21 protein-coding genes are annotated in these 26,331 nt (G+C 68.2%); 12 read left to right on the top strand and 9 right to left on the bottom strand.

All coding sequences use genetic code 11. The annotated features are described in order from the left end of the window. Window positions 1-7: 7 nt before the first annotated feature. Entirely contained in the window at window positions 8-1,006 is a 999-nt protein-coding gene (gene gap / locus ASC95_RS15245) for a type I glyceraldehyde-3-phosphate dehydrogenase (protein ID WP_056199784.1), read from the top strand. A 153-nt stretch (window positions 1,007-1,159) separates the two neighbouring features. Then, window positions 1,160-3,385 (top strand): S8 family serine peptidase, encoded by a 2,226-nt coding sequence (locus tag ASC95_RS15240; RefSeq protein ID WP_082567826.1) that lies wholly within the window; start codon window positions 1,160-1,162, stop codon window positions 3,383-3,385. Here ASC95_RS15240 and ASC95_RS15235 read toward each other — a convergent pair. The 3 genes from ASC95_RS15235 to ASC95_RS15225 all read right to left on the bottom strand — a co-directional run bounded on the left by ASC95_RS15235 (window position 3,368) and on the right by ASC95_RS15225 (window position 5,404). Further along, window positions 3,368-4,039 carry a hypothetical protein gene (locus ASC95_RS15235; RefSeq protein ID WP_057298570.1) on the bottom strand — a complete coding sequence of 224 codons (672 nt, stop codon included), beginning with the start codon at window positions 4,037-4,039 and terminating at the stop codon, window positions 3,368-3,370. The two genes, ASC95_RS15240 and ASC95_RS15235, sit on opposite strands and share 18 nt — an antisense overlap. Next, entirely contained in the window at window positions 4,039-4,776 is a 738-nt protein-coding gene (locus ASC95_RS15230; protein ID WP_057298569.1) for a biotin--[acetyl-CoA-carboxylase] ligase, read from the bottom strand. The genes ASC95_RS15235 and ASC95_RS15230 overlap by 1 nt, the downstream gene beginning before the upstream one ends. A gap of 139 nt (window positions 4,777-4,915) precedes the next feature. Beyond that, on the bottom strand, window positions 4,916-5,404 hold the full coding sequence (locus tag ASC95_RS15225; protein WP_057298568.1) for an SET domain-containing protein: 489 nt from the start codon (window positions 5,402-5,404) through the stop codon (window positions 4,916-4,918). Between the two features lie 233 nt (window positions 5,405-5,637). Between ASC95_RS15225 and ASC95_RS15220 the strand changes: the two genes are divergently transcribed. From ASC95_RS15220 to ASC95_RS30720, 10 genes are all read left to right on the top strand, one after another. Continuing rightward, complete coding sequence (locus tag ASC95_RS15220; protein WP_057298567.1) at window positions 5,638-8,226, top strand: DNA topoisomerase III; 2,589 nt, start codon at window positions 5,638-5,640, stop codon at window positions 8,224-8,226. Between the two features lie 77 nt (window positions 8,227-8,303). Further along, window positions 8,304-10,166 (top strand): ATP-binding protein, encoded by a 1,863-nt coding sequence (locus tag ASC95_RS15215; protein ID WP_057298566.1) that lies wholly within the window; start codon window positions 8,304-8,306, stop codon window positions 10,164-10,166. Between the two features lie 93 nt (window positions 10,167-10,259). After that, window positions 10,260-11,243: an AEC family transporter gene (locus ASC95_RS15210; RefSeq protein WP_057298565.1), complete on the top strand. Its 984-nt coding sequence runs from the start codon at window positions 10,260-10,262 to the stop codon at window positions 11,241-11,243. A gap of 80 nt (window positions 11,244-11,323) precedes the next feature. After that, window positions 11,324-14,173, top strand: a complete 2,850-nt coding sequence (locus tag ASC95_RS15205) for a pitrilysin family protein (RefSeq protein ID WP_082567825.1) — start codon at window positions 11,324-11,326, stop codon at window positions 14,171-14,173. Between the two features lie 63 nt (window positions 14,174-14,236). Continuing rightward, window positions 14,237-16,042: a tetratricopeptide repeat protein gene (locus ASC95_RS15200; RefSeq protein ID WP_235537939.1), complete on the top strand. Its 1,806-nt coding sequence runs from the start codon at window positions 14,237-14,239 to the stop codon at window positions 16,040-16,042. A 28-nt stretch (window positions 16,043-16,070) separates the two neighbouring features. Further along, window positions 16,071-17,321 (top strand): glutamate-5-semialdehyde dehydrogenase, encoded by a 1,251-nt coding sequence (locus tag ASC95_RS15195; protein WP_057298564.1) that lies wholly within the window; start codon window positions 16,071-16,073, stop codon window positions 17,319-17,321. Window positions 17,322-17,344: 23 nt separating this feature from the next. After that, on the top strand, window positions 17,345-17,491 hold the full coding sequence (locus ASC95_RS30725; protein WP_157256334.1) for a hypothetical protein: 147 nt from the start codon (window positions 17,345-17,347) through the stop codon (window positions 17,489-17,491). Window positions 17,492-17,524: 33 nt separating this feature from the next. Further along, a complete protein-coding gene (locus ASC95_RS15190) occupies window positions 17,525-17,770 on the top strand; it encodes a hypothetical protein (protein WP_057298563.1) in 246 nt (81 codons plus the stop codon). Between the two features lie 18 nt (window positions 17,771-17,788). Beyond that, window positions 17,789-18,247: a GNAT family N-acetyltransferase gene (locus ASC95_RS15185; RefSeq protein ID WP_057298562.1), complete on the top strand. Its 459-nt coding sequence runs from the start codon at window positions 17,789-17,791 to the stop codon at window positions 18,245-18,247. A gap of 12 nt (window positions 18,248-18,259) precedes the next feature. Then, window positions 18,260-18,679, top strand: coding sequence for a hypothetical protein (locus tag ASC95_RS30720; protein WP_157256333.1), 420 nt, complete (start codon window positions 18,260-18,262; stop codon window positions 18,677-18,679). On the opposite strand, the gene ASC95_RS15175 is transcribed toward ASC95_RS30720, so the two are convergent. The 6 genes from ASC95_RS15175 to ASC95_RS15150 form a co-directional block, all read right to left on the bottom strand. Beyond that, the gene (locus ASC95_RS15175; RefSeq protein ID WP_057298560.1) at window positions 18,639-20,240 is read right to left on the bottom strand and encodes a DUF4139 domain-containing protein; all 1,602 of its coding nucleotides are present in this window, start codon (window positions 20,238-20,240) and stop codon (window positions 18,639-18,641) included. The two genes, ASC95_RS30720 and ASC95_RS15175, sit on opposite strands and share 41 nt — an antisense overlap. Before the next feature lie 87 nt (window positions 20,241-20,327). Further along, window positions 20,328-21,383: an adenosine deaminase gene (locus ASC95_RS15170; RefSeq protein WP_057298559.1), complete on the bottom strand. Its 1,056-nt coding sequence runs from the start codon at window positions 21,381-21,383 to the stop codon at window positions 20,328-20,330. A 152-nt stretch (window positions 21,384-21,535) separates the two neighbouring features. Beyond that, window positions 21,536-22,672: a BMP family ABC transporter substrate-binding protein gene (locus tag ASC95_RS15165; protein WP_057298558.1), complete on the bottom strand. Its 1,137-nt coding sequence runs from the start codon at window positions 22,670-22,672 to the stop codon at window positions 21,536-21,538. Between the two features lie 38 nt (window positions 22,673-22,710). Further along, window positions 22,711-23,631 carry an ABC transporter permease gene (locus ASC95_RS15160; RefSeq protein WP_057298557.1) on the bottom strand — a complete coding sequence of 307 codons (921 nt, stop codon included), beginning with the start codon at window positions 23,629-23,631 and terminating at the stop codon, window positions 22,711-22,713. After that, window positions 23,628-24,707, bottom strand: coding sequence for an ABC transporter permease (locus tag ASC95_RS15155; RefSeq protein WP_057298556.1), 1,080 nt, complete (start codon window positions 24,705-24,707; stop codon window positions 23,628-23,630). The genes ASC95_RS15160 and ASC95_RS15155 overlap by 4 nt, the downstream gene beginning before the upstream one ends. After that, window positions 24,694-26,211, bottom strand: a complete 1,518-nt coding sequence (locus ASC95_RS15150) for an ABC transporter ATP-binding protein (RefSeq protein WP_057298555.1) — start codon at window positions 26,209-26,211, stop codon at window positions 24,694-24,696. Before ASC95_RS15150 ends, ASC95_RS15155 begins: the two co-directional genes overlap by 14 nt. Window positions 26,212-26,331: the final 120 nt, after the last annotated feature.

The raw sequence follows: 26,331 nt of genomic DNA, 5'->3' as shown, positions 1-26,331 counted from the left end.
CAGTTCCATGACCATCAAGATCGGCATCAATGGCTTCGGCCGCATCGGGCGCATGGTGTTCCGTGCCGCCGTGGCGAATTTCAAGGACATCGAGGTCGTCGCGATCAACGACCTGCTCGAGCCCGACTACCTGGCCTACATGCTCAAGTACGACAGCGTGCACGGCAAGTTCGACGGTGAAGTTTCCGTGGACGGCAACACCCTGATCGTCAACGGCAAGCGCATCCGCCTGACCGCCGTGAAAGACCCGTCCGAGCTGAAGTGGGCCGAGGCCGGTGCCGACATCGTCATCGAAGCCACCGGCATCTTCCTGGACAAGGCTGGCGGCGAGAAGCATTTGGCCGCAGGCGCCAAGAAGGTCATCTTCTCGGCCCCCTCCAAGGACGAAACGCCGATGTTCGTCTTCGGTGTCAACCACACCAAGTACGCCGGCGAGGCCATCATCTCCAACGCGTCGTGCACCACCAACTGCCTGGCGCCGCTGGCCAAGGTGCTGAACGACAAGTGGGGCATCAAGCGCGGCCTGATGACCACCGTGCACGCCACGACCGCCACGCAGAAGACCGTCGACGGCCCGAGCAACAAGGACTGGCGCGGCGGCCGCGGCATCCTCGAGAACATCATCCCGAGCAGCACCGGCGCCGCCAAGGCCGTCGGCAAGGTCATCCCCGAGCTGAACAAGAAGCTGACCGGCATGAGCTTCCGCGTGCCCACCAGCGACGTGTCGGTCGTCGACCTGACCGTCGAGCTGCTGAAGGACGCCAGCTACGAAGAGATCTGCGCCGAATTCAAGGCGCAAAGCGAAGGCGCGCTCAAGGGCGTGCTGGGCTACACCGAGGACAAGGTCGTCGCGACCGACTTCCGCGGTGACGCCCGCACCTCCATCTTCGACGCCGACGCCGGCATCGCGCTGGACAGCACCTTCGTCAAGCTGGTGTCCTGGTACGACAACGAGTGGGGCTATTCGAACAAGGTGCTGGAAATGGCGCGCGTCGTGGCCGGGTGAATTGTTGGCCCCTCGCCCAGTCTGGCCGCGCTGAACGCCGGCCAGCCTGGTCGGTCTTGCAGACCGCGCTGCGGCAGGTGCCGCAGCTCTTCGGCAGGCACATGCCGCCCACTGGGCGCCATGTGTCCGGCCTCAGCCCCCTAGGGGACGGCGATGCTTGCCGGATCGACCGGCAAGCACATCGCCCAACGGGCCGGCTTGGGAGCGGCCCGGCGCTCGGCCCCGGATACCCACTGGAAGCCCCGCTCGACGGGGCTTTCTCTATTCTTGCGCCCCACATTTGTTTGCGATTGCTTCACAAGGGCGCGCCTAAACTGGCCGCCCCGCCCGTTCGAGCTCGCCGTCATGAAGTCCTTGCGTCCGCTGCTGATCGCTGCCCTGACCGTGATGGCCGCGCCCGTGCTGGCTCAGACTGCTGACAGCGAAGCCCGTGTCATCGTTCGCTTCAAGCCGCAAGCCGACAGCGTGCGCGCCAAGGCACTGGCCTTGCGGGCCACCCGGGCCGAGGCGCGCGAGGTGGCGCAGACGCGCGCGACGGCCCTGGGCTTGCGCAGCGGCCAGCGGCTGGCGGCCGGCATCAGCCTGGACGAGCGCACCCATGTGGTCATCGCCAAGGGCATGACCAGTGCCGCGTTGGCAAAAAAGCTCGCCGCCGACACCGAGGTCGAGCTGGTGGTCGTCGACCAACGCCGCAAGCACATGAGCCTGCCGAATGACCCGCTGTTCGGTGGCGCGGACGTAAATCCGGAGTCGACGGTCGGCGGCATTCAGGCCCGCACCATCGACCAGTGGTATCTGAAGAAACCTAGCAGCACGCCGGGACAGGCGGTCTCCAGCATCAATGGGCCGGCGGCATGGGATGTCATGACCGGATCTTCGGGTGTTGTTGTCGCTGTACTCGACACGGGCGTGCGCCTGGATCATCCCGACCTGGCGGGTCAGTTCGTCAGCGGCTACGACATGATCGGTTTCAGTAGCTCAAGTTCCGTGTCGGCGGCGATTGCCAACGATGGCGGCGGCGCCGATGCCGACCCTTCCGATCCAGGCGACTGGGTCAGCCAGGCAGACATCGACGGGAAATCGCTGGGCAGCGGCTGTGACAGCACCGACGTCGGCAACAGCTCCTGGCATGGCACCCGCGTGTCTGGCCTGATTGCCGCGATGAGCAACAACAACCTCGGCATGGCTGGCGTTGGGTGGGGTCTGAAGATCCTGCCGGTGCGTGTGCTCGGCAAATGTGGCGGTTATGACAGTGACATCGTGGCTGGCATGAAATGGGCCGCCGGCATCTCGGTACCGGGGCTATCGCCGAATCCCTGGAAGGCCAAGGTACTTAACATGAGCCTGGGCGGCAGCGGGACGTGTGGCACCGAGGGCACGGGCAAGCTCTACCGCGATGCGATTACGGCAATCAATGCGGCCGGCGCCATCATCGTCATCGCGGCTGGGAACTCCGAGGGTCAGGCCGTCGGCCTGCCAGGCAACTGCCCAGGTGTCATCACGGTGGCGGCGCTGCGTCACGTCGGCACCAAGGTTGGCTTCTCCAGCCTAGGTTCCGAAGTGACCGTCGCCGCGCCTGGTGGCAACTGCATCAACATCGGCACCGGTCAAGCCTGTCTCTACCCCATGGTCAGTACGACCAACGCCGGTACGACGACGCCGGTGGCCAACGATGGCAGCTATACCGGTAGTTCAGCTTCAGTCGGCACCAGCTTCTCGGCGCCCATCGTCAGCGGCATCGTCGGCCTGATGGCCTCGGTACGACCCACGCTGACGTCAGCCGAGGCGACCCAGATTCTCAAGAGCACGGCACGGCCCTTCCCGACAACAGGTAGCGGCAGCACGCCAAACCCTCCGCAGTGTGTGGCACCCAGCTCCACGGCGCAGGATGAGTGCTACTGCACCACCTCGACCTGCGGCGCGGGCATGGTTGACGCCGCCGCCGCGGTCAATTCAGCGTTGGCGATGAGCGGAGGTGCTGTCACGATTTCGGAGTCGCCCAGGAGTGGTTTGATTGCGGGCCAGACACTGACACTGACTGCTGCAGGCATTGGTTTGCCAGCGAATCGCGTCATCGCATCCACGTCGTGGACGATCGTGAACGATGGTGGCATCGTGAGTAGCTTTGCCTCATCCAACCTGACTACGGCAACCGTTGTGCCAAGTGCGAGTGGTACGTTCTCTGTGCGCGCCGAAGCGACTGACAACCTCGGACAGATTTATAGCCAGACTGCGACCGTTAACGTCACAGCGGCGCCTGTTGCCCCACCGCCATCCACCGGTGGCGGTGGTGGTGGTGGTGGCGCCGCCAGCGCGGCCTGGCTGGCCGGCCTGCTGCTGGCGGCGTTGGCGCTGCGTCGCTCAGCGGCTGGCCGCTGATGCGGCTGCGGCGGGCGCCGCGCTGCAGGCCTTGAAGCCGGCGGCCAGCGCCGCATCCTTGGAGGCCTTGAGCCGGGCTGCCAGCAGGCCATCGGCCTGATCGATGACCAGGCTGTGGCGGGTCAGCGGCGCCTTCAGCGTCAGCACGCGCAAGCCCTTGAGGCCGCGTTTGTCGAAGTTCTCGGCCTGGGCGTTCGCCTCGGCCTGGCTCGCATGCTTGCTGAGCACAAAGGCCGGTTGCTCGGCGGGCAGGCCGTCCAGCGGTTCGAAGTTGATGCGCAGCTGCTTGTAGGTGGCTTCCTTGCGGGCGCGGAACTCGGGGTCGGCGAGCTTGATGGTCGCCACCACCCACACGCCCGACTGCTCGCTGCTGCGCACCTGCGCTTCGGCGCCGGCGGCCTTCAATGCGGCTTGCGCGGCGGCCAGGGCCGCATCGCCATCGAGCGGGCCCAGTTCCAGGCAGCTGCGCTGGGCGGCGACGGCGGCAGCGCTGGCGGCCAGGGGCTGGATGCGTTCGGGATGCTGCTGAGCCGCGACGCGCTGCGGCTCGCGGCCGCCTTGGGCCGGCAAGCCCGTGACGGTGTCCAGCCAGCCGCGCGACCAGATGAAGAAGAGGGCGTTCACCGCCAGCAGCACCACCACGACGATACGCATCACAGCGGTTTCTCCAATCTGAGGCTCAGTTCACCACCGCTGCAGGGCAAGAGGCCGGCGGCGGTTTCCAGCAGCAGTTCACCACGCTCGCTGACGCCGCGTGCGGTGCCGGCCTGCTCGCCGACGCGAACACGCTGGCCACCCGCAAGGTCGCGTCGCGCGAACGCGGCTTGCCAGGGCGCAAAGCCCAGGGTTTCAAAATCGGCCAGCATGCCGCGCAGCGCAGGCGCGAGACGGTCCAGTGTCGCCGCGGCCGTGGCGGCTGGGTCCAGCGTCTGCAGCGCCGCGTGGCCACTGGCAAAGGCTTCGCGGTCGGCGCCTTCGGGCAGGGGCCGCAGGTTGAGGCCGATGCCGATGACGACACCGCGCTGGTCCGCCGGCAACGGCACCGTCTCGATGAGGATGCCGCCGAGCTTGGCGCCATCCAGGAAGAGGTCATTGGGCCATTTGAGCTGGATGCGCCGGCCCGCCGGGTCCAGCACGTCGGCCACTGTGCAGCCCACGGCGAGGGACAGGCCGCTCAGGTCAAGCGCGGCCGGCAGTGGCAAGGCGATGGAAAAAGTCAGCGCGGCGTCATCCCCCGCCTGTTCAGTCAGCCACGCCCGGCCCAGGCGCCCTCGACCTGCGGTCTGGCGCGAGGCCGACACCAGCAGCGGCCCGCCGCCATCGCGAAGGTGCGCCAGCGCCTCGGTGTTGGTCGAGCCGCATTCGGCGAGGTGCTTGCGAGCAAAAACCATCAGTGGTTTCTGGAGCAAATCAACCGTCTAGACGGTGGCATGTGGTGACTTCCCAAGCGGCTCCCGCAGAACCGGCTTTGCCGGGCTGCTGGGGGCGCCCCTCGAGGGGGCCGGCGAAGCCGGTAGGGGGTGGGTCATATCAGCGCCTCGATTTCCGGGTCTTGGGCGCCAGCATGGTGCCGCGGCAGGTCAGCGCGCCGCACCAGCAGGCGAACTGCTTCTTGACCTTGGCCGTGTGGCGGTCGTCCAGCACCAGGCCGTAGTCATAGAACAGTTCCTCGCCGGGTTCCAGGTCGCGCAGGGCCTGGATGAAGACGCGGCCATCGACCTCGTCGGCTTCGCAATTGGGCTCGCAGGCGTGGTTGATCCAGCGCGCGTCATTGCCGCCATACAGCGCATCGATGACGAGGCCGCCGTCGAGGTGGAAGTAGAAGGTGTGGTTGGGCTGTGCCGGGTCGTGCGGATGGCGGTCAACCGCCTGCTCCCAGGTGATGCGCTCGCCGGTGTACTCGATGATGCGCGCACCGGCGGCGATGGGAGCTGCTGCATAAACCCCCCGGCCATGCACGCCGGAATCACGGACTTCGATGTTGCGGCGCGGGGCAGGACGCGGGGATTTGGCGGTCATCGGCGCTGTGGTACGGTGATTTCATGGGTGCGCGTGTGCGTAGGCGTGCGCGCGAGGCCCGGATTGTAGGCAGCAAGAATGAGACCCCTCGTCCAAGGACTACCTTGGCCGGTCCCCCGAGGGGACGGCGATACACGCGGCTTCGAGCCGCGTGCACATCGCCCGGCGGGCCGGCTTGGGAACGGCCCGGCGCTCGGCCCGGGAAGACGAACTGACAACTGATTGAAAGACCGATGAGCAAGACTCTGATCATTGCCGAGAAGCCCTCCGTCGCGCAGGACATCGTCCGCGCGCTGACACCCGTGGCGGGCAAGTTCGACAAGCACGACGACCATTTCGAGAACGAGCAGTACGTCGTCAGCTCGGCCGTCGGCCACCTGGTGGAGATCGCGGCGCCCGAGGAGTTCGACGTCAAGCGCGGCAAGTGGAGCTTCAACAACCTCCCCGTCATCCCGCCGCATTTCGACCTCAACCCGATCGACAAGAACAAGGGCCGGCTCAATGCGCTGGCCAAGCTGATCCGCCGCAAGGACGTGACGGCACTGATCAACGCCTGCGACGCGGGTCGCGAGGGTGAGCTGATCTTCCGGCTCATCGAGCAGTACGCCCAGCCGGCCAAGGGCAAGCTCAACAAGCCCATCGAGCGGCTGTGGCTGCAGTCCATGACGCCCGCCGCCATCCGTGAAGGCTTCGAGAAGCTGCGCAGCGACGCGCAGATGCTGCCGCTGGCCGACGCGGCGCGTTGCCGCTCCGAGGCCGACTGGCTGGTGGGCATCAACGGCACGCGGGCCATGACGGCCTTCAACTCGCGTGATGGCGGCTTTTTCCTGACCACGGTGGGCCGCGTGCAGACGCCGACGCTGTCGGTCGTCGTCGAGCGGGAAGAAAAGATCCGCAAGCACGTCGCTCGCGACTACTGGGAGCTGCGCGCCAACTTCGACGCCCAGGCCGGCCAGTACGAAGGCAAGTGGTTCGACCCCGCATGGAAGAAGAACGACGACCTGGAGCGCCGCGCCGACCGGCTCTGGACCCAGGCCGAGGCTGACGAGATCGCCAAGGCGGTGCTCGGCAAGCCCGCCGTCGTCACCGAGGAAAGCAAGCCCAGCACGACCAGCTGCGGCGGTCTCTACGACCTGACGACGCTGCAGCGCGAGGCCAACTCGCGCTTCGGCTTCTCGGCCAAGACGACGCTGTCCATCGCCCAGGCGCTGTACGAGAAGCACAAGGTGCTGACCTACCCGCGGACGGACTCGCGCTTCCTGCCCGAGGACTACTTGGCCGTGGCCAAGGACACCGCCAAGATGCTGGCCACCGAGGACCTCCCCGGCCCGCTGGCCGCGCTGTCCCAGCATGCCGCCACGTCGCTGAAAGAGGGCTATATCAAGCCCACCAAGAAGGTCTTCGACAACGCCAAGGTGTCGGATCACTTCGCCATCATCCCGACGTTGCAGGCGCCCAAGGCCCTGACCGAGATCGAGGCCAAGCTCTACGACATGGTCGTCAAGCGCTTCCTGGCGGTGTTCTTCCCGCCGGCCGAGTTCCTGGTCACGACGCGCATCAGCAAGGTCGACACGCATCACTTCCAGACCAACGGCAAGGTGCTGGTGAAGCCGGGCTGGCTGGCCGTCTACGGCAAGGACGTCGACGACGAGGACGCCAACCTCGTGCCGGTGCAGCCGAACGAGGTCGTGCGCACCGAGAGCGTGGACGTGAAGGCGCTGCAGACCAAGCCGCCGGCGCGCTACACGGAAGCGACGCTGCTGTCCGCGATGGAAGGCGCCGGCAAGCTCATCGACGACGACGAGCTGCGCGAGGCCATGGCCGAAAAGGGCCTGGGCACGCCAGCCACGCGCGCGGCCACCATCGAAGGCCTGATCAGCGAGAAGTACATGCTGCGCGAGGGCCGCGAGCTGATCCCGACGGCCAAGGCCTTCCAGCTGATGACGCTGCTGCGCGGCCTGGGCGTGGAAGACCTGACCAAGCCCGAGCTGACCGGCGACTGGGAATACAAGCTGGCCGAGATGGAGAAGGGCCGCCTCAAGCGCGAGGTCTTCATGGCCGAGATCGCGGCCATGACCGAGAAGATGGTCGCCAAGGCCAAGGGCTATGACCGCGACACGATCCCGGGTGACTACGCGACGCTGAAGACGCCTTGCCCGAAGTGCGGCGGCATCGTCAAGGAGAACTACCGGCGTTTCACCTGCACGGGGAAAAGCGGCGACGGCAGCGATGCCTGCGGCTTCTCCATCGGCAAGATCCCGGGCGGCCGCAGCTTCGAGTTGAACGAGGTCGAGACCTTCCTGGCGAACAAGAAGATCGGCCCGCTGGAAGGCTTCCGCTCCAAGGCCGGCTGGCCCTTCACGGCCGAGCTGGCGCTGGTTTACGACGACGAGATCCAGAACTGGAAGCTGGAGTTCGACTTCGGCGAGGACGCCAAGAAGGCCGAGGGCGATGGCGAACCGGTGGACTTCTCCGGCCAGAACTCTCTGGGCGCCTGCCCCAAATGCAAGGGCCATGTCTACGAGCACGGCGCCAACTATGTCTGCGAGCATTCGGTCGGCGAGACGGTGACCTGCGACTTCAAGACCGGCAAGGTCATCCTGACCCAGCCCATCGAGCCGGCCCAGGTGCACAAGCTGTTGGCCAACGGCAAGACCGACCTGCTGGAGAACTTCGTCTCCAACAAGACGCGCCGCAAGTTCAAGGCCTTCCTGGCCTATGACAAGAAGGAAGGCAAGGTCGTCTTCGAGTTCGAGCCACGCGCGGCCAAGGCACCGGCGGCCAAGAAGGTGGCCGCCAAGAAGACCGCAGCGAAGGCCTGAGCGGGGCAGGAGATCCGCGGCGCCGCTGCATTTATGCTCGGCGCCTGGCCTGACAGGGCTGCACCGGGGGAGAGGGGATGGCGTTGGCACCGATCAGCATCGGCATACAGACGCGCCTGACGGCCGGCATTGCGCTGGTTGCGAGCCTGCTGGTGTTGGCGGTGGGCTGGTACTGGACAACGCACGAAGAGGCCGAGCTGATGGCCGGGCTGCGCCAGCGCGAAGCGCGCATGGCCGGCCTCATCGAGCGCGGTTTCGCGGGCCCGATCTGGAACCTCGACCACGTCGCCATCGAGAATCTGCTCGACGCCGTCATGGCCGATCCCGAGGTGCATGCCATCGAACTCAAGGGTCTGGGCCTGCGCGGCGGCCAGGCGCGGCGTGTGCGCGACAACCCGGCCGTCGGGTCGTTGCGACGCGAGTTCGCAATCACCTATCAGCCCGCGGCCGACACCGCCGGCACTCAGGTCGCCTCGGCCGTTCTCACTTTCACGCGATACCTCGTCGACGAGCAGATCAGCCGCACGCGGTTTTTCGTCGTCGAACTGCTGGCCGTCGTCGTCATCGGCATCGTCATCGCCAGCTCGTTGCTCGTGCAATGGCTGGTGCGCCGGCCCGTGCTGAAGCTGGGCGCGCTGGCCCAGCGCGTCGCCAAAGGGGACCTGGGGGCGCAGGAGACCGTGGAGCGCGGCGACGAGATCGGCGAGCTGACGATGCGCTTCAATGCCATGAGCCTGAAGCTTCGCAGCGCGGCCGACCAGGTGCAGCTCAGCTCCGCGGGCCTGCGCGCCAGCGAGGCGCGCTACCGCAGCCTGTTCGAGAACGCGACCGAGGGCGTCTTCCAGGCCGACGCCGATGCCCGCGTACTCAGCATGAACCGCACTTTCACGCAGATGCTGGGGCTGGGTTCGCAAAACCCGGTGGGGCGCCGGCTGGCTGAACTGACCGGCATTGACCGGCACGAGATGCAGCGCGTCGCCGCCGTCATGAACGAGCAGGGCAAGATCCAGCAATGCCAGCTGCAGCTCCGCGGCGCGGCTGGCCGGCCGTTGTGGGTCGAGCTGAACGCGCACTGGGTTGAGGGCGAGAGCGGCCAGCGTCGCATCGAGGGCATGGTCAGCGACATCTCGCTGCGCCGCCAGGCCGAGGCCGAGCTGACCCGCCACCGCGACCACCTCGAGGAACTCGTCAACGAGCGCACCGCCGAACTCAGCGAGGCCAAGCTGCGCGCCGAAAGTGCCAACCAGGCCAAGGGCCGCTTCCTGGCGACCATGAGCCACGAGTTCCGCACGCCGTTGAATGCCATCCTGGGCTTCACGCAGCTGATGCAGATGGATGCCGCCATTCCCGCCGGCCAGCAGGCCAAGCTGCAGCTGATGCGTGACTCCGGCCTGCACCTGCTGGAGCTGATCAACGATGTGCTGGACATGGCCAGCATCGAGGCCGGCAAGGTCTCGCTCAAGCCGGCGTCCGTGGACCTGCGCGCCCTCGTCGACATGGCCTGCGACAGCGTGCGCCTGCGCGCCGAGCAGAAGGGCCTGGCCTTCTGGCTGGACATCGACGCCCGCCTGCCGACCCAAGTCATCGCCGACGGCCAGCGCTTGCGCCAGGTGCTGCTCAACCTGCTGTCCAACGCCGTCAAGTTCACCGACAGCGGCAGCGTGCAGCTCGACGCCCGCGTCGTCGAGCTCGATGCCACGCACACGCGGCTGCGTTTCGAGGTCAGCGACACCGGCATCGGCATGACGCCGGCCCAGCAGGCGCGCCTCTTCCAGGCCTTCGAACAGGTCTCCGACGCCTCGCGCCACCTCGGCGGCACGGGCCTGGGCCTGTCCATCAGCCAGCAGCTGGTGCGCCTGATGGGCAGCCAGATCCTGGTGCAGAGCACGGCCGGGCACGGCAGCAGTTTTGTCTTCGAATTGCGGCTCGCGTTGGCATGACATGAAAAGGCAACCACAGAGGCGCGGAGCCACAGAGGAAATACAAGAAGGCTGTTTCTCCGTGCCTCTGTGCCTCTGTGGTTGCATTTCAGAATGACCTGGGCTATCGCCGCCAAATTGCTGGCCATCCTGGTGGCTGTCGCCATCGGCTGGGCGGTCGGCCGCATGCGCTGGCTGGGCGGTGGCGAGGCGGGCAGTGACAGCGATCCGGCCCGCGTGCTGGCCAATGCGGCCTTCTACATCTTCGTGCCGGCGCTGCTGTTTCGCACCACGGCGCGGCTGGACACGGCGACGCTGCCCTGGGCCTTTTTGCTCGCTTTCTTCGTGCCGGTGCTGGTGCTGATCGCGCTGCTCTACGTGCTGTACCGCGGGCTGCGCAAGCCAGGTGAGAACGTCGTCGCGCCCAGCGTCAGGGCCATCACGGCGGGCTTTGGCAACACGCTGCAGGTGGGCCTGCCGGTCGCGGCGGGCGTGTTCGGTGAGAAAGGCCTGGCCATCCACATCGCCGTGGTGAGCCTGCATGCGCTGTCGATCCTGACGCTGCTGACCGCCATCGTCGAGCTTGACCTGGCGCGCGAGCGCAGCACCGGGAACCTGGCCGGCACGCTGCTGCAGACGGTGCGCAACACCGTCATCCACCCCGTCGTGCTGCCGGTGCTGGCCGGCCTGGCCTGGAACGCGACCGGGCTGGGCCTGCCTGCGGTCGCCGACGAGGCGCTGCAAAGCCTGGGCACGGCCGTCGTGCCGCTGTGCCTGACGCTGATCGGCATGTCCCTGGCCTATTACGGCTGGCCGCGCACCTGGCGCGGCCTGGCCGGGCTGGTGCTGGCCAAGCTGCTGCTGATGCCGGCCGTGGTGCTCGGTGTCGCGCATTGGGGCCTGGGCTTGAACGGCATGCCGCTGGCCGTCATCGTCATGATCGCGGCGCTGCCGACCGGCTCCAACGCGCTGATCTTTGCCCAGCGCTACCGCGCGCTGGAGGCCGAGGTCACGGCCGCCACCGTCGTTTCCACCATCCTTTACGTCGCCACGGCGCCGCTGTGGCTGGCGCTGCTCGCCTGGCTGTCGCCTTGGTAGGCTCGTGGTGACTCCCGGCACTTCCGCATCGTGTTGAACACGTCGCCCAATCCCGCATTGCCCTTCGAGGACCGATACGAATGAAAGCTCCCGCCCCCCGCCGTCTCGTCGCGCTGCTGGCCCTGGCTGGCGCCCTCTCGGCCGCCCTGCCCGCAGGCGCCGCCCCTGAATCCGCGATGAAGGCCGCCGTCAGCACCGAGGCCGGCCAGCTCGCCGTGCGCCAGGAGAAGCTGACGTTGCCCAATGGCTTCGAGGTCATCCTCGTCGAGGATCACCGCCTGCCGCTGGTGGCCTTCAACCTGTGGGTGCATGCCGGCCCGCGCAACGAGGCCAAGGGCCAGACCGGCTTCGCCCACCTGTTCGAGCACCTGATGTTCGCCGGCAGCAAGCATGTGCCGCGAGGCGAGTTCGACAAGTTCGTCGACGCCGCCGGCGGCACCGACAGCAATGGCTCGACCAACTTCGACCGCACCAACTACTTCTTCACGCTGCCGTCCAACCAGCTCGAACTCGGCCTGTGGCTGAAGGCCGACATGCTGGGCTACATGATCGACGAGGTCGATTCGGTGGCCCTGGCCAACCAGCAGGACGTGGTGCGCAACGAGCGCCGCCAGAGCTTCGAGAACCGGCCCTACGGCATCGTCGAAGAGGCGATGTACCAGGCCCTCTACCCCGAAGGCCACCCCTACCGCGCCGCCGTCATCGGCTCGCATGCCGACATCCAGAGCATCCAGCTCAAGGACGTGAAGGACTTTGCCCGCACCTACTACCGGCCCAACAACGCCACCCTGGTGCTGGCCGGCGACTTCGACCCCAAGCAGGCCAAGGCCCTGGTGCAGAAGTATTTCGGCTCGCTGAAGGCCGGCGCCAAGGTGCCCGAGGTGCATGTCGCCATGCCCGAGATCACCAAGGAGCGCCGCCTCGTCGTCACTGACCGCATCGAGCTGAGCCGCCTGAACCTCGCCTGGCACACGCCGCCCATGTTCGCCGCCGGTGACGCCGAGCTGGACGTCGCCGCCCATGTGCTGGGCGGCGGCAAGGCCAGCCGCCTCTACGGCCTGCTGGTGCGCGACAAGCAGCTCGCGCAGAGCGTGCAGGTGGGGCAGGACTCGCAGTCGCTGAGCTCGATCTTCAACATCGAGATCGTCGCCCGCCCCGGCGCGTCGCTGGACGAGATCGAGAAGCTGGTCGACGCCGAGATCGCCAAGCTGGCCACCACGCCGCCGACGGACGCCGAACTGGGCCAGGCCCGCGCCACCATCCAGACCCAGCTGCTGCAGCGCATGGAGAAGGTCACGTCGCTGGCCGATCTGATCAACCACTACAACCAGATGGCCGGTGACCCCGGCTTTGTCGGCAAGGACCTGGCGCGCTATGGGCAACTGGGCCCGGCCGCCGTCAGTGCCACGGTTGCGCAATGGCTCAAGAAGGACCGCCGCGTCGTCGTGCAGGCGAAGCCGGGCGAGCAGGTGCTGCCGCCCGAGGTGGCCACACCGCCGGCGCCCACCAAGGCGGCCAAGGGTGAGCGCGAGTCGCTGAACGCGGCCGAGGCCTGGCGCGCCAAGCCGCCGGGTGCGGCCAAGGCCAAGGCGCTGACGCTGCCGGCCGCGCAGAGCTTCACACTGGCCAATGGCCTCACGGTCATCTACTCGCCCAAGCCCGGACTGCCGCTGGTGAGCGCCGCCCTGGTGGTGCGTGCCGGCCAGGGCGCCAACCCGGCGGACAAGCCCGGCCTGGCCGGCTTCACCGCCGCCATGCTGCCCGAGGGCACGAAGACGCGCAGCGCCCAGCAGATTGCCGAAGCTGCCGCGGCCCTGGGCGCCACGCTGAACGCCCAGGCCGGCAGCGAGGAGGCGCGCATCGACTTCTCCGGCCTCAAGGCCAGCGCCAAGGAAGGCCTGGGGCTGCTGGCCGACCTGGCGCTGAACCCCGCGTTTGCCGCGCCCGAGATCGAGCGCCTGAAGGCGCAGCGCCTGGCCGCCCTGGCCCAGATGCGTGAGCAGGCGCCGCTGCTGGCCAACGTCGTCGGCAACCGCGTGACCTATGGCGAGGGCCACCCGCTCGCCGTCAACGCGCTGGGCACCGAGGCCAGCATCAAGGCCGTGGATGGCGCTGCGCTGCGCGCCTTCTGGCAGGCCCACTACCGCCCCGAGCGTGCGGCCCTGGTGGTTGCCGGTGACCTGACCGAGGCGGAGCTGCGTGCGCTGATCGAGCCGCTGTTCGGCGCCTGGAAGGGCGAGGGTGCCGCTGCAGCCGCCGCGCCGCTGCCTGCGGCCAAGCCCATCGCCGCGCGCACCGTCGTTGTCGACAAGCCCGGCGCGCCGCAGACGGCCCTGGCCGTCGTCTCGCCCGGCCCCTTCGCCGCCGCGCCCGATGCAGCCGCCATCAACGTCATGAACGCGGCCCTGGGTGGCCTCTTCACGTCGCGCATCAACAACCAGCTGCGCGAGGTCAAGGGCTACACCTATGGCATCCATTCCGGCTACACCATGGGCCGTGAGCGCGGCCAGTTCGGCATCCGCGGCAGCGTGCGCACCGACGTGACCGGGCCGGCCCTGGTCGACATGTGGAAGGAGATCGAGGGCATGCGCGCCAAGCCCATGGGCGCGGCCGAGCTGGGCCGCGTGCGCAACGCCCAGCTGCTGTCGCTGCCGGGCCAGTTCGACACCAACCTCGCGGTCGTGGCCGGCTATGCCGGCAACTGGTCCTCGGGCCGGCCGCTGAACGCGATCACCGAGCTGCCGAAGAAGGTCGCCGCCGTCACCGCAGCCAGCGCGCTGAAGGCCGCCCAGCAGCATCTCGACCCGGCCCAGCTCATCGTCGTGGCGGTGGGCGACAAGGCCAAGATCGTGCCGCAGCTGGAAGCGATTGGCCGCAAGCCCGAGATCCTGAATGCCGAGGGGCTGGCCGAGGGCAAACCGCAGCCCTGATTGCGGCCGCGCGGCGCTGATGCGAGCATGCCCCTCCTGGCCCCTGCCGGGCCTGGAGGTCGCATGCCATCACGCCATCACCCCGCCACCCGCCTGCTGCAGGCCCTCGCCGCGCTGGGCCTCGTTGCCCTGACCGGCAGTGCCGATACGGCCGCCGCCTTCGACCCGCTGCTGAGCAGCCCCGGCGGCGTCTGCGCCCCGTCAGTGGCCGGCCGGCCCGTGCTGCTGCAAGCCCTGCTGGCCTCTGCCGCCACCACGCCCAGGACCGAGACCGCGCCCTTCCAACCCGCGCCCATGAAGGCCGCGCCGGGCGACGTGCCGCTCTACAAGGACTTGGGCCGCATGAGCTTCAAGCTCGAGCATGCGTCGCCCAAGGTGCAGGCCTATTTCGACCAGGGCCTGCGCCTGGCCTTTGCCTTCAACCATGCCGAGGCGCAGCGTGCCTTCCAGGCCGCGCAGAAGCTCGACCCCGGCTGCGCCCTGTGCTTCTGGGGCGAGGCCCTGGTGCTGGGCCCCAACATCAATGTGCCCATGCAGGCCGAGGCGAATGCGCCCGCCTGGGCTGCACTCACCCGCGCCGTCGTGCTGAAGGACAAGCTGCCGCCGCGTGAACGCGTCCTCATCGAAGCCCTGCAACAGCGCTATGCCGCCGAGCCACCGGCCGACCGCAGTGCCCTGGACGCCGCCTATGCCGACGCGATGAAGCGCGTCGCGGCCCAGTTCCCTGGCGAGGACCTGATGCAGGTGCTCTACGCCGAGGCGGCCATGGACACCCAGCCCTGGGACTACTGGGAGGCCGCCGGGGCGAAGCCGAAGGGCAGCACGGCCGACATCGTCGCCGTGCTGGAGACCGTGCTCAAGCGCCGCCCCAACCATGCCGGCGCCATCCACCTTTACATCCATGCCGTCGAGGCCTCGACGCGGCCCGAGCGCGCGCTGGAGCCCGCGCGCCGCCTGGCCGCGCAGATGCCCGGTGCAGGCCACATCGTGCACATGCCGGCCCACATCTACTACCGCGTCGGCCTGTACCGCGAGTCGCTGGATGCCAACCGCCAGGCCATCGCCGTCGACGAGGCCTATTTCAAGACCTCGCCGTCCGACCCGCTTTACCGCTCGGCCTACTACCCGCACAACATCCACTTCCTGATGGTGTCGGCCCAGATGGGCGGCGCGGCCAAGACGGCCATCGACGCCGCGGCCAAGCTCGACGCATCCATGCCCGTCGACGTCGTCAAGGCCTTCCCCATCATGCAGCCCGTCAAGGCCGCGCCCTACACGACGCACGCCCAGTTCAGCCCGCCCGACGTCATCCTGAAGCTGGCCGCGCCGCCCGACGACCTGGTGCTGGTGCGCGTCATGTACCACTACGCCCGCGCGCTGGCCCAGGCTACCCGCCACGACGCGGCGGCGGCCCGGCTTGAGATCGACGCCATCACGGCGCTGGAAAAGGGCGCCGACTTCAAGCCCTTCGACGCCTGGGGCATCCCGGCCCAGGCCATCGCCCAGACGGCCCGCCTCGTCGCCACGGCACGCCTGGCCGACGCCCAGGGCGACCTGGCGGGCGCGGCCGCCGCACTGGAGCAGGCCGTCGCCATCGAGGAGGGCCTGGCCTACACCGAGCCGGCCTATTGGTACTACCCGGTGCGCCAGTCCCTCGGCGCCGTGCGCCTGCGCCAGGGCCGGCTGGACGAGGCCGAGAAAGCGTTACGGGAATCGCTGGCCCGTGTGCGCAACAACGGCTGGGCGCTGGCGGCCCTGGCCGAGGTCTACAGGAAGCGCGGCGACGTGGCCGCCGAGAACAGCGCTCGCCAGGCGTTGAACAAGGCTTGGTTCGGCGCGGAGGGCGGCCCAGACCTTACGAAGCTGTAGGTCGAGGCTCGTCGACGAAAATGCGGCCATGAGCCTGCCCGCCTACATGGACGACCTCGGCCGCGCCGCCCGCGCCGCCGCCACCGCAATGGCCGCCGCCCCGACGGCCGCCAAGAACGCTGCACTGCTGGCCCTGGCCCGCCGCCTGCGCGAGGCCGGCCCGGCGCTGGCGGCCGCCAATGCCCGCGATCTGGCCGGTGCGGCCGAACTCAGCGGCCCGTTGCGCGATCGCCTGAAGCTCGACGCGAAGACCCTGGCGACGGTCGCCGAAGGCTGCGAGCAGATCGCCGCCATGCCCGACCCCATCGGTGAGGTCACCGGGGTGAAGCGCCGCCCCACCGGCATCAGCGTCGGCCAGATGCGCGTGCCGCTGGGCGTGTTCGGCATGATCTACGAGAGCCGCCCCAACGTGACCATCGAGGCCGCCTCGCTGGCCATCAAGAGCGGCAATGCCTGCATCCTGCGCGGCGGTTCCGAGGCGATTCACTCCAACCTCGCGCTGGCCGAGCTGGTGGCCGCGTCGCTGGAAGAAGCCGGCCTGCCGCGCGCCGCCGTGCAGCTCGTCAACACGACCGACCGCGCCGCCGTCGGTCTGCTGATCTCCTCGCCGCAATGGGTAGACGTCATCATCCCGCGCGGTGGCAAGGGCCTGATCGAGCGCATCAGCGCCGAGGCCAAGGTGCCCGTCATCAAGCACCTGGACGGCAATTGCCACAGCTATGTCGATGCCGAGGTGGACCTGGAGCAGGCACTCAAGGTCGTCGACAACGCCAAGACGCAGAAGTACAGCCCGTGCAACGCGACCGAGTCGCTGCTGGTGCATGCGGCCCAGGCGCCGGCCTTCTTGCCGCGCATCGCGGCCATCTTCAAGGCCAAGGGCGTGGAGATGCGCGGCTGCCTGCGGACTTTGGCTTTGGTGCCTGGCGCGGTGCCGGCGACGGAGGAAGACTGGTCCACCGAATACCTCGCCCCCATCATCAGCATCAAGGTGGTCGATTCACTTGACGAAGCCATTGCCCACATCAATCGCTATGGCTCGCATCACACGGATGCGATCCTGACGACGAATCATCCCAACGCGATGCGATTCCTGCGCGAGGTGGATTCGGCAAGCGTGATGGTCAATGCCAGCACGCGCTTTGCTGATGGCTTCGAATACGGCCTGGGCGCGGAGATCGGCATCTCCACCGACAAGTTCCACGCCCGCGGCCCGGTGGGGCTGGAGGGGCTGACGTCGATGAAGTGGGTGGTGTTGGGGCAGGGTGAGGTGAGGGGCTGAGGCTTCGCATGCAGAGACGTCTCTTGTCGATCGCGCTGATGCTGGCCTTGCCGGTGTTCGCTCAGGTTTCACCGTCGATCCAACAGTCTCACATTGATGCCAACGTTCCCGAGGACAAGGACTTCCATACCTTTCTGAAGCGCGATGTGCTGGCTTACCTTCGAGCCTGACAGTCAGGCGCTGACGATGACATCCAGATCGAGTTGCTGCGCGACGAGCCGACCCAGTCCGGCGTGGCCTATCCGAAGTACTACGCCTGGGTCAGATACAAGGTTGGCGTCATGAAGCAGCAGCAAGGCGCCGTGCGTCTGGCCGCGATTGACAAGCTCAGATTCGAAGTCACGGACTTCTTGTCAGCAGCCGTGATCAAGGCGGACAGCCAAGCGGTGGAGCGGGTTTTTCCGCGTCCGCTGGTTCCAATGATTCTTGCCAGGGCAGCTCAGGCGTGACTTTGCTGCGTTAGCCCGATGTCCATCCTTTTCCGCCCCGCCACCGCCGCCGACGCCCCCGCCTGTGTGACCCTGCGCGGCCTCACTCGTGAGAACGCGATCTCGGTTGCGCAGCTGGCGGCCATGGGCATCACGGCCGAGTCGTGGGCAAGTGCGGTCGCTGACGGCGCCTTGCCTGGCTTTATCTGCACCGACGAAGCCGCCATCGTCGGCTACTGCTTTGGCGACAAGGCCTCCGGCGAAGTGGTGGTGCTGGCGCTGCTGCCTCAGTATGAAGGCCGTGGCATCGGCAAGGAGCTGCTCAACCTCGTGGTGGACCTTCTCGTCGAGGCCGGCCACCAGCGCCTCTTCCTCGGCTGCTCGCCAGATCCCGCCGTGCGCTCCTACAGCTTCTATCGCCAGCAGGGCTGGGTGTCGACCGGCAGCTTCGATCGTGCCGGCGATGAAGTGCTCGAACTCTTGGTCGGTAACTCATAGAGGAGGCCCTGCATGCAACGTCTCGCCTTACTGCTAGGTGTCATCGTGGCGCTGCAGGGCGTTGTCGGCCTCGTCGCGCCGGACGCGTTTGTCGATGTTGTCCGCTTCTTCCAGACCCCGCCGACGATCTACTTCGCCGCGGTCGTTCGCATGGCGTTCGGCCTGGTCCTCGTGCGCGCTGCGCGTCACGCGCGTGCAGCGGTCGGGCTTCGCGCGCTGGGCATTGCCATCGTCATTGGTGGCGCCCTGACGCCGTTCCTTGGCGTTCAATTGGCCCAGGTGATCCTGGGCTGGTGGGCGGAGGGTGGCGCTGCGGTCGTGCGAGCGTGGGCTTTCGCTTCCTTGGCCATCGGCGCTTTCATCATCTACGCGACTTCGCAGAGCCGCCGCTCTACCGCAATCCCGTCACCTGCGCCTCCTTCGGCGCACTGATGACGTACTCCGCCGTGAACCGCTGGCTCTGCCCCGCTGCCAGCGGCAGCTCCCACATCACCAGCCCCGGCTGCTTGCGCCAGGCCTGAGTCGTCGGTGCCGGGTTGAATTGGGTCTGCACCTTGATGTCCTCGTGCTGCGACACCGGCGCGGCTTCGACGAGTTGCAGTGTCACCGTGCCCGACGTGTGACGGTTCTCGACGACATAGGCGCGCCCGTAGCGGTGCTCGGCGCGTGCGCTGATGAAGCCGGTGTTGGCGGCATTGCGCTGCTCAGGCTCGACCTGCACGCGCACGCTCTCGTCGCGACCGAAAGGCAACTCCAGGCGCTCCTCGCCGGTCGCGACATTGAGCGTGCTGCTGCCTACCAGCGCCCCGTCGCGCACCAGCTGCAGCGTGCCGCGCGGCCATGAGCCGTCGGGCTTGGCAAGCTCGGCGACGAGGTAGGCCGCGGCCTCGCTCTGCGGCTGCACGCGGGCCAGCACCCTGGCCTGCAGCTTCTCGCTGCCGAGCGTCAGGCTGGCGCGCTGCGTGCCGCTGTCGATGTTGACGCGCAGCGGCAGCACGAACTCGGTGGCGTGGCTGCCCTGGAAGACGCTGAGGTCGAAGCGCTCCAGCTGGGGCTCGGCGGCGACGCGCGAGCCGGTCACGGCGACGTTCTGCGGCGGGGGCGCGGGAGCGGGTGAGGCAGGAGCGGGCGCGTACAGGGCGCGCGTCTCAGCCTGCGGTTGCGGACGCTGCAGGTCGAGCTTCCACGGCGGTGGCATGCCTACGCCCACGCGGGGCGTCAGCTGCGCCGTCGACAGCCGCAGCTTCACGTTCTTCCAGTCCTCGCCGCTTTGCTGCGACACCTGGGCCAGGCGCTCCAGGTTCAGCGCGCCCGAGGTGGTGTCCAGCAGTGCGCGGTAGCTCGGCGCCCAGCCGGCCTGCGTCACGCGGTAGTTCAGCTTCAGCTCGGCCTCGCGCACGGTGGACAGCCGCAGGCGCAGGCTGCGCCATTGCGGGTTGGCTGCGGCCACGTGGTCGCGCTCGGCCTTGAGCGGGGCGAGCTGCTTGTCCAGGTCTTCCAACTGGCGGCGGATTGCGGCCTGGCGCAGCAGGCCCTCCAACGCGGTTTTGCGGATCGTGTCTGCCGTCGCGCCGATGCCTGTGGCCGGCGTGGCCCGCGCCTCGCCGGCGCCCAGGGCCTTGAGGTAGCCGAGGCCGGTGTCCAGTGCGCTTGACTCGGCGGTCAGCGTGTCGCGCTGGGCTTCGAGCTTGCGAACCTGTTCATCCAGCGGGCTTTGCGCGCACTCGGGCACGCGCTCGCGCGGCAGCGTCTCGAGTTGCACCGGTCCGAGGTTGACGCCGGCGGGCGCGTCGATCTGCAGCGAGTCGGGGTCGAAGCGGGCCGACAGGCAGTTCAGCACCAGCTCGCGCGCGCCGGCCGCGACCGTGGCCAGCCGGGTGACCTGGGCGCCGCCCGGGTAGACGAGGACTTCGTCGATGTGGGATGCCGGTGCGGCTGCCAGTACGCTGCCAGCCCCCAGGGCGGTGGCCAGGCTAAAAACGGTCGATTTCATGTTGTTGCTCCCCAGGCGAACGCGCCCGCGCGGCGCGGAAGTTAACACCGGGTGAGGCGGGCCGCCGCGAACCGCAGCGGCCGATTCCTAGACCACCGCCCGCGCGAACTCGGCGTCCAGGGCCGCCACCCAGGGCGCGCGGGCCGGCGGCGGCACGAAGGCCGCTTCGAGGCTGTTGCGCAGCAGCTGGTAGGCCTCGCGCGCGCCCCATTGAGGCAGAGCGTCGAACAGCGCCGACAGGTTCTCGTTGAGGTAGCCGCCGAAGTAGGCCGGGTCGTCGGAGTTGATGGTCACGGCCAGGCCGGCGGCCAGCAGCTGTGGCAGCGGGTGCATGGCCAGGTCGGGCACGACGCAGAGCTTGACGTTGGACAGCGGGCAGACCGTCAGCGGCATGCGCTCGGCAGCCAGGCGCTGCATCAGCGCCTGGCTTTCGACGGCCCGCACGCCGTGGTCAATGCGCTCCACGCGCAGCAGGTCCAGGGCCTCTTCGATGTAGGTCGGTGGCCCCTCCTCGCCGGCATGGGCCACGCGGTGCAGGCCCAGCTCGGCGCAGCGCACGAACACGCGCGTGAACTTGCTGGGCGGGTTGCCGCGCTCCGAGCTGTCCAGCCCGACGCCGATGAAATGCGCGCGGTAGGGCAGGGCCGCCTCCAGCGTGGCGAAGGCATCGGCCTCGCTCAGATGGCGCAGGAAGCACAGGATGAGCGCGGCGCTGACGCCCAGCTTGTCGCGCGCATCGGTGCAGGCGCGCGACAGGCCCTGGATGACCGTGCCCATGGGCACGCCGCGCACCGTGTGCGTCTGCGGGTCGAAGAACAGCTCGGCATGGACGACGTGGTCGCGGGCGGCCTTCTCGAAGTAGGCCCAGGCCATGTCGTAGAAGTCCTGCTCATGCAGCAACACGCTGGCCCCGGCGTAGTAGATGTCCAGGAAGCTCTGCAGGTCGGTGAAGGCATAGGCCGCCCGCAGCGCCTCCACGCTGGCATAGGGCAGGGCCACGCCATTGCGTGCCGCCAGCGCGAAGATCAGCTCCGGCTCCAGCGAGCCCTCGATGTGGATGTGCAGCTCGGCCTTGGGGCTGCGTGCCAGCAGGCCGGAAAGGGCTGAGCGCGGGATGCGGTCGAAGTCGATCTCAGTATTCATGGCCGTAGTGTCTTTGTGGGCCGAGCGCGGGCCGCCCCAAGCCGGCCCGTTTGGCGATGTGCTTGCCGGTCGATCCGGCAAGCATCGCCCTCCCCTCGGGGGACCGACTGGGCTTGCCCGCGTTCAGCGCGGCAAGACCAGGCGAAGGGTTCCTACTTCGAACCTGGAACTTTGCCCTCGACGCCTTTCACGAAGAACTTGATGCCGCCCAGGAAGGCATCGTCCGCCACGGTGTCCTTGGCCAGCACTTCCTTGCCGGTGTTGTCGATCAGCGGGCCCTTCCAGATCGAGAAACTGCCGTCCTTCAGCCCGGCCTTGACTTGCTCGACCTTGGCCTTGGCCTCGGCCGGCACGTCGTCGGCGATGGAGACCATGTCGATGGCGCCTTCCTTCACACCCCACCAGGCCTTGCCGGTGGCCCACTTGCCGTCCAGCGCGTCATGCGTGGCCTTGATGTAGTACGGCGCCCAGTTGATGACGGCCGAGGCCAGGTGGGCCTTGGGGCCGTAGGCCTTCATGTCGGAGTCCCAGCCGAAGGCGCGTTTGCCCTTTTCCTCGGCGGTCTTGAGCACGGCGGCGGAGTCGGTGTTCTGCATCAGCACGTCGGCGCCGCCGTTGATCAGCGCGGTGGCGGCCTCGGTTTCCTTCGGCGGGTCGAACCACTCGTTGACCCAGACCACCTTGGTCTTGATCTTGGGGTTCACGCTCTGCGCGCCCAGCGTGAAGCTGTTGATGTTGCGAATGACCTCGGGGATGGGGATGGAGCCGACCACGCCGAGGGTGTTTGTCTTGGTCATGGACCCGGCGATGACGCCGGCCAGGTAGGCGCCCTCGTAGGTGCGGCTGTCATAGGTGCGCAGGTTCTCGGCCGTCTTGTAGCCGGTGGCGTGCTCGAACTTCACGTCCTTGTGCTCGGCCGCGACCTTGAGCATGGGCTCCATGTAGCCGAAGGTGGTGCCGAACACCAGCTTGTTGCCCTGGCCCACCAGGTCGTTGAAGACGCGTTCGGCGTCGGCCGCTTCGGGCACCTTCTCGACGAAGCTGGTGGCGATCTTGTCACCGAACTCCTTCTCCAGCGCCTTGCGGGCGTTGTCGTGGGCAAACGTCCAGCCGCCGTCGCCGACCGGGCCGACGTAGGCGAAGGCGATCTTCAGCGGCTCGGGCTTGGCGGCGGCGGTGAACGCGGGCGTCGCGGCGGCGGGAGGCTCTTCCTTCTTGGAGCAGCCCGCGAGGGCGGCGGCGGCCAGTGCGGCAAGCGCGAAGGTCCGGCGGGTGGCAAGGGGTGTCATGCGTTTCTCCTGAGGGGTGAGCGGTTGAGACAGGGAATTCAATGGCCGGGTTTGAAAGGCTTGCCAAGCGACGCGGGCATGTTGGCCTTGATCCAGGCCGGGTTGCGCGAGATCAGCACCAGCACGGCGATGGTGGCGAGGTAGGGCAGCATGCTCAGCCAGTGGCTGGAGATGGCGATGCCTTCGCTTTGCAGGTGGAACTGCAGCATCGTCACGCCGCCGAACAGGTAGGCGCCCAGCAGCACGCGGGCCGGCCGCCAGGTGGCGAAGGTGGTCAGCGCCAGTGCGATCCAGCCCTTGCCGGCCACCATGCCCTCCACCCACAGTGGCGTGTAGACCAGCGACAGATAGGCGCCCGCCAGGCCGCACAGCGCGCCGCCAGCGGCCACGGCGGCCAGGCGGATGCGGCGAACCGGGTAGCCCAGCGCATGGGCCGACTCGGGCGACTCGCCCACCGCGCGCAGCACCAGCCCCGCCCGTGTGCGGTACAGGAAGAAGTGCAGCGCCACCGCCAGCGCCATGGCCAGGTAGACGGCGGGATGGTGCTCGAACAGCGCCTTGCCCACCACCGGCAGGTCGGCCAGGCCGGGCACGGCCCAGTGACTGCGCTCGGTGAGTCGCTGTTGCGTGTACTCGATGCCGACGAAGGCCGAGAAGCCGGCGCCGAACAGGCTCAAGGCCAGGCCGGTGGCGTATTGGTTGGTGTTGAGCCAGATCACCAGCAGCCCGAGGAAGAGCGACAGCACCGCGCCTGCGCCTAAGCCGGCCAGGAAGCCGAGCAAGTCGGAGCCGGTGTGCACCGCGGTGGCAAAGCCGGCGATGGCCGCCACCAGCATCAGCCCCTCGGCGCCCAGGTTGACGATGCCGGCCCGCTCGTTGATGAGCAGGCCCAGGCCGGCGATGGCCAGCACCGTGCCGGCGCTCAGCGTCGCGGCGATCAGCAGCGCGATTTCGTTCATGCGGCTGCCCTCGCCTTGGCCGCAGCCACCCAGCGCATGCGGTATTGCAGCCCGTGGTCGCAGGCCAGCAGCGTGAATAGCAATACGCCCTGGAAGACGCTGGTCAGCGCCTTGGGCAGGCCCATGCGGCTCTGGGCCAGTTCGCCGCCGATGTAGAACATGCTCATCAGCACCGACGAGAAGACGATGCCCACCGGATGCAGCCGGCCGACGAAGGCCACGATGATGGCCGCGAAGCCGTAGCCCACCGGCACGTAGGGCGTCAGCTGCCCCAGCGGCCCGGCCACCTCGAAGGCGCCTGCCAGCCCCGCCATGCCGCCCGACAGCAGCAGCGCCGTCCACAGCGCGCTGCGCGACGAGAAGCCGGCATAGCGCGCGGCGGCCGGGGCGATGCCACCCACGGTCAACGCATAGCCCCGGTAGGTGCGGAACTGGAACACCGCGAAGGCCGCCACGGCCAGCAGCGCGATGACCACGCCCACGTTCATACGCAACCCGTTCACCAGGCGCGGCAGCCGCGTCGAGGCCGCGAACAGCACGGTCTGCGGGAAGTTGTAGCCGTCGGGGTCCTTCCAGGGCCCGTAGACGAGGTAGTTCAGCAGCAGCGTGGCCACATAGACCAGCATCAGGCTGACCAGGATCTCGTTGGTGTTGAAGCGGTCGCGCAGCAGCGCCACGACCCCGGCCCACAACATGCCGCCGACGACACCGCCGAGCAGCACCGGCACGACGAACCAGGCGGAGGTGTCCGGCCCGGCCTGCATGGCCACCCAGCCGGCGCCCAGAGCGCCAAGCACGAACTGGCCCTCGGCGCCGATGTTCCAGATGTTGGCGCGAAAGCACACCGCCAGGCCCAGTGCGATCAGTGCCAGCGGCACGGCCTTGACGCTGAGTTCCGACAGTGCCCGGCCGTTCTTCAGCGGTTCGATGAAGAACAGCCGCAGCGCCTGCAGCGGGTCCTTGCCCAGCGCGGTGAACAGCAGCACGCCGATGGCCACGGTGAGCGCCAGCGCCAGCAGCGGCGCGGCCACGGCCAGCAGCATGGAGGTTTGCGTGCGCGGCTCAAGCTTGAGCATCGGCCGCTTCCTTTGTGGGCCACAGCCCCGACATCCATTCGCCGATCTGCTCGCGCGTGGCCGCCGCAATGGGCACCGATGGCGACAGCCGGCCATCGGCGATGACGTGCAGCCGATCGCAGATCTCGAACAACTCGTCCAGCTCCTCGCTGAACACCAGCAGCGCACAGCCCTGGTTGCGCAGCCGCAGCAGCTCGCCGCGGATCTGCGCGGCTGCGCCCACGTCCACGCCCCAGGTCGGTTGGGCAATGATCAGCAGCTTCGGGCTCGCGTCGATCTCGCGGCCGACGATGAACTTCTGCAGATTGCCGCCCGACAGCGTGCGGGCCACGGCGTCGGGGCCCGAGGCCTTGACGCGGAAGCCCTCGATCAGTTTGGCCGCTAGCCGGCGCGCCTCGCCGACCCGCAGCCAGCCGCTGGCGGCCACCGCCTCGGTGCGCGTCAGCAGCGTGTTCATGGCCAGCGACAGCGTAGGTACCGCGCCGCGGCCCAGTCGCTCCTCGGGCACGAAGTGCAGCCCGGCGGCGCGGCGCCGGGCCGGTGGAGCCTGGGCGATGTCCTGGTCGAAGAGCTTGATGCTGCCCGCCGCCGCGCGCGGGTCTTCGCCGGACAGCGCCGCGAGCAGCTCCTGCTGGCCGTTGCCCGACACGCCGGCCACGCCGACGATCTCGCCAGCGCACACCTCGAAACCGACCGTCTTGAGCGTGACGCCAAACGGATCGAGCTGAGCCAGATCCAGGCCGCCCACGCGCAGCACCGGCGCGCCGCGCTCGCCCTGGCGCGGTGTCAGCACCGGCGCATCGGCACCGATCATCAGCCGCGACAGGCTGGCGTTGGTTTCCTGGCGCGGGTCCACCTCGCCCACCACGCGGCCGCCGCGCAGCACCGTGCAGTGGTCGCACAGCGAGCGGATCTCATGCAGCTTGTGGCTGATGTAGAGGATGGAGCAGCCCTCGCCGCTCAGCTTGCGCAGCGTCACGAACAGGCTTTCGACGGCCTGCGGCGTCAGCACCGAGGTGGGTTCGTCCAGGATCAGCAGCTGCGGCTGGGTCAGCAGCGCACGCACGATCTCGACGCGCTGGCGCTCGCCGACGCTCAGCGTATGCACCGGGCGCGACGGCTCGATGTGCAGGCCGTATTCGGCGGACACCGCCCGCGCCTGCTCGGCGACCTCGGCCAGCGAGCCCGACTTGTCCAGCCCCAGCCAGATGTTCTCGGCGGCGGTCAGCGTGTCGAACAGCGAGAAGTGCTGGTAGACCATGCTGATGCCCAGCGCGCGGGCCTGCGCCGGGCTGGCCACCTCGACCTCGCGGCCGTTCCAGGCCATCTGCCCGGCGTCCGGCTTCGTGGCGCCGTAGATGATCTTCATCAACGTCGACTTGCCCGCGCCGTTCTCGCCGAGAACGGCGTGGATCTGGCCCGGCGCGACGTTCAGATGGATGTCGTCGTTGGCGCGGACACCGGGGTACTGCTTGGTGATGCCGATCAGTTCTAGACGAGACATGGGGCCCGCAGACGAAACGAAAGAACCAGTACGACCACAGAGTCACAGAGGCACCGAGAAGAGCACAGAGAAATTCGGCATGCCTCTGTGTCTCTGGGCCTCTGTGGTTGCATTTGTGTG

The sequence above is a fragment of the Pelomonas sp. Root1217 genome, from assembly GCF_001425705.1.
In the GTDB taxonomy this organism is placed as follows: domain Bacteria; phylum Pseudomonadota; class Gammaproteobacteria; order Burkholderiales; family Burkholderiaceae_C; genus Pelomonas.
Note: the sequence above shows the minus strand (reverse complement) of the source record. Positions and strands in the feature narration are given on the sequence as shown.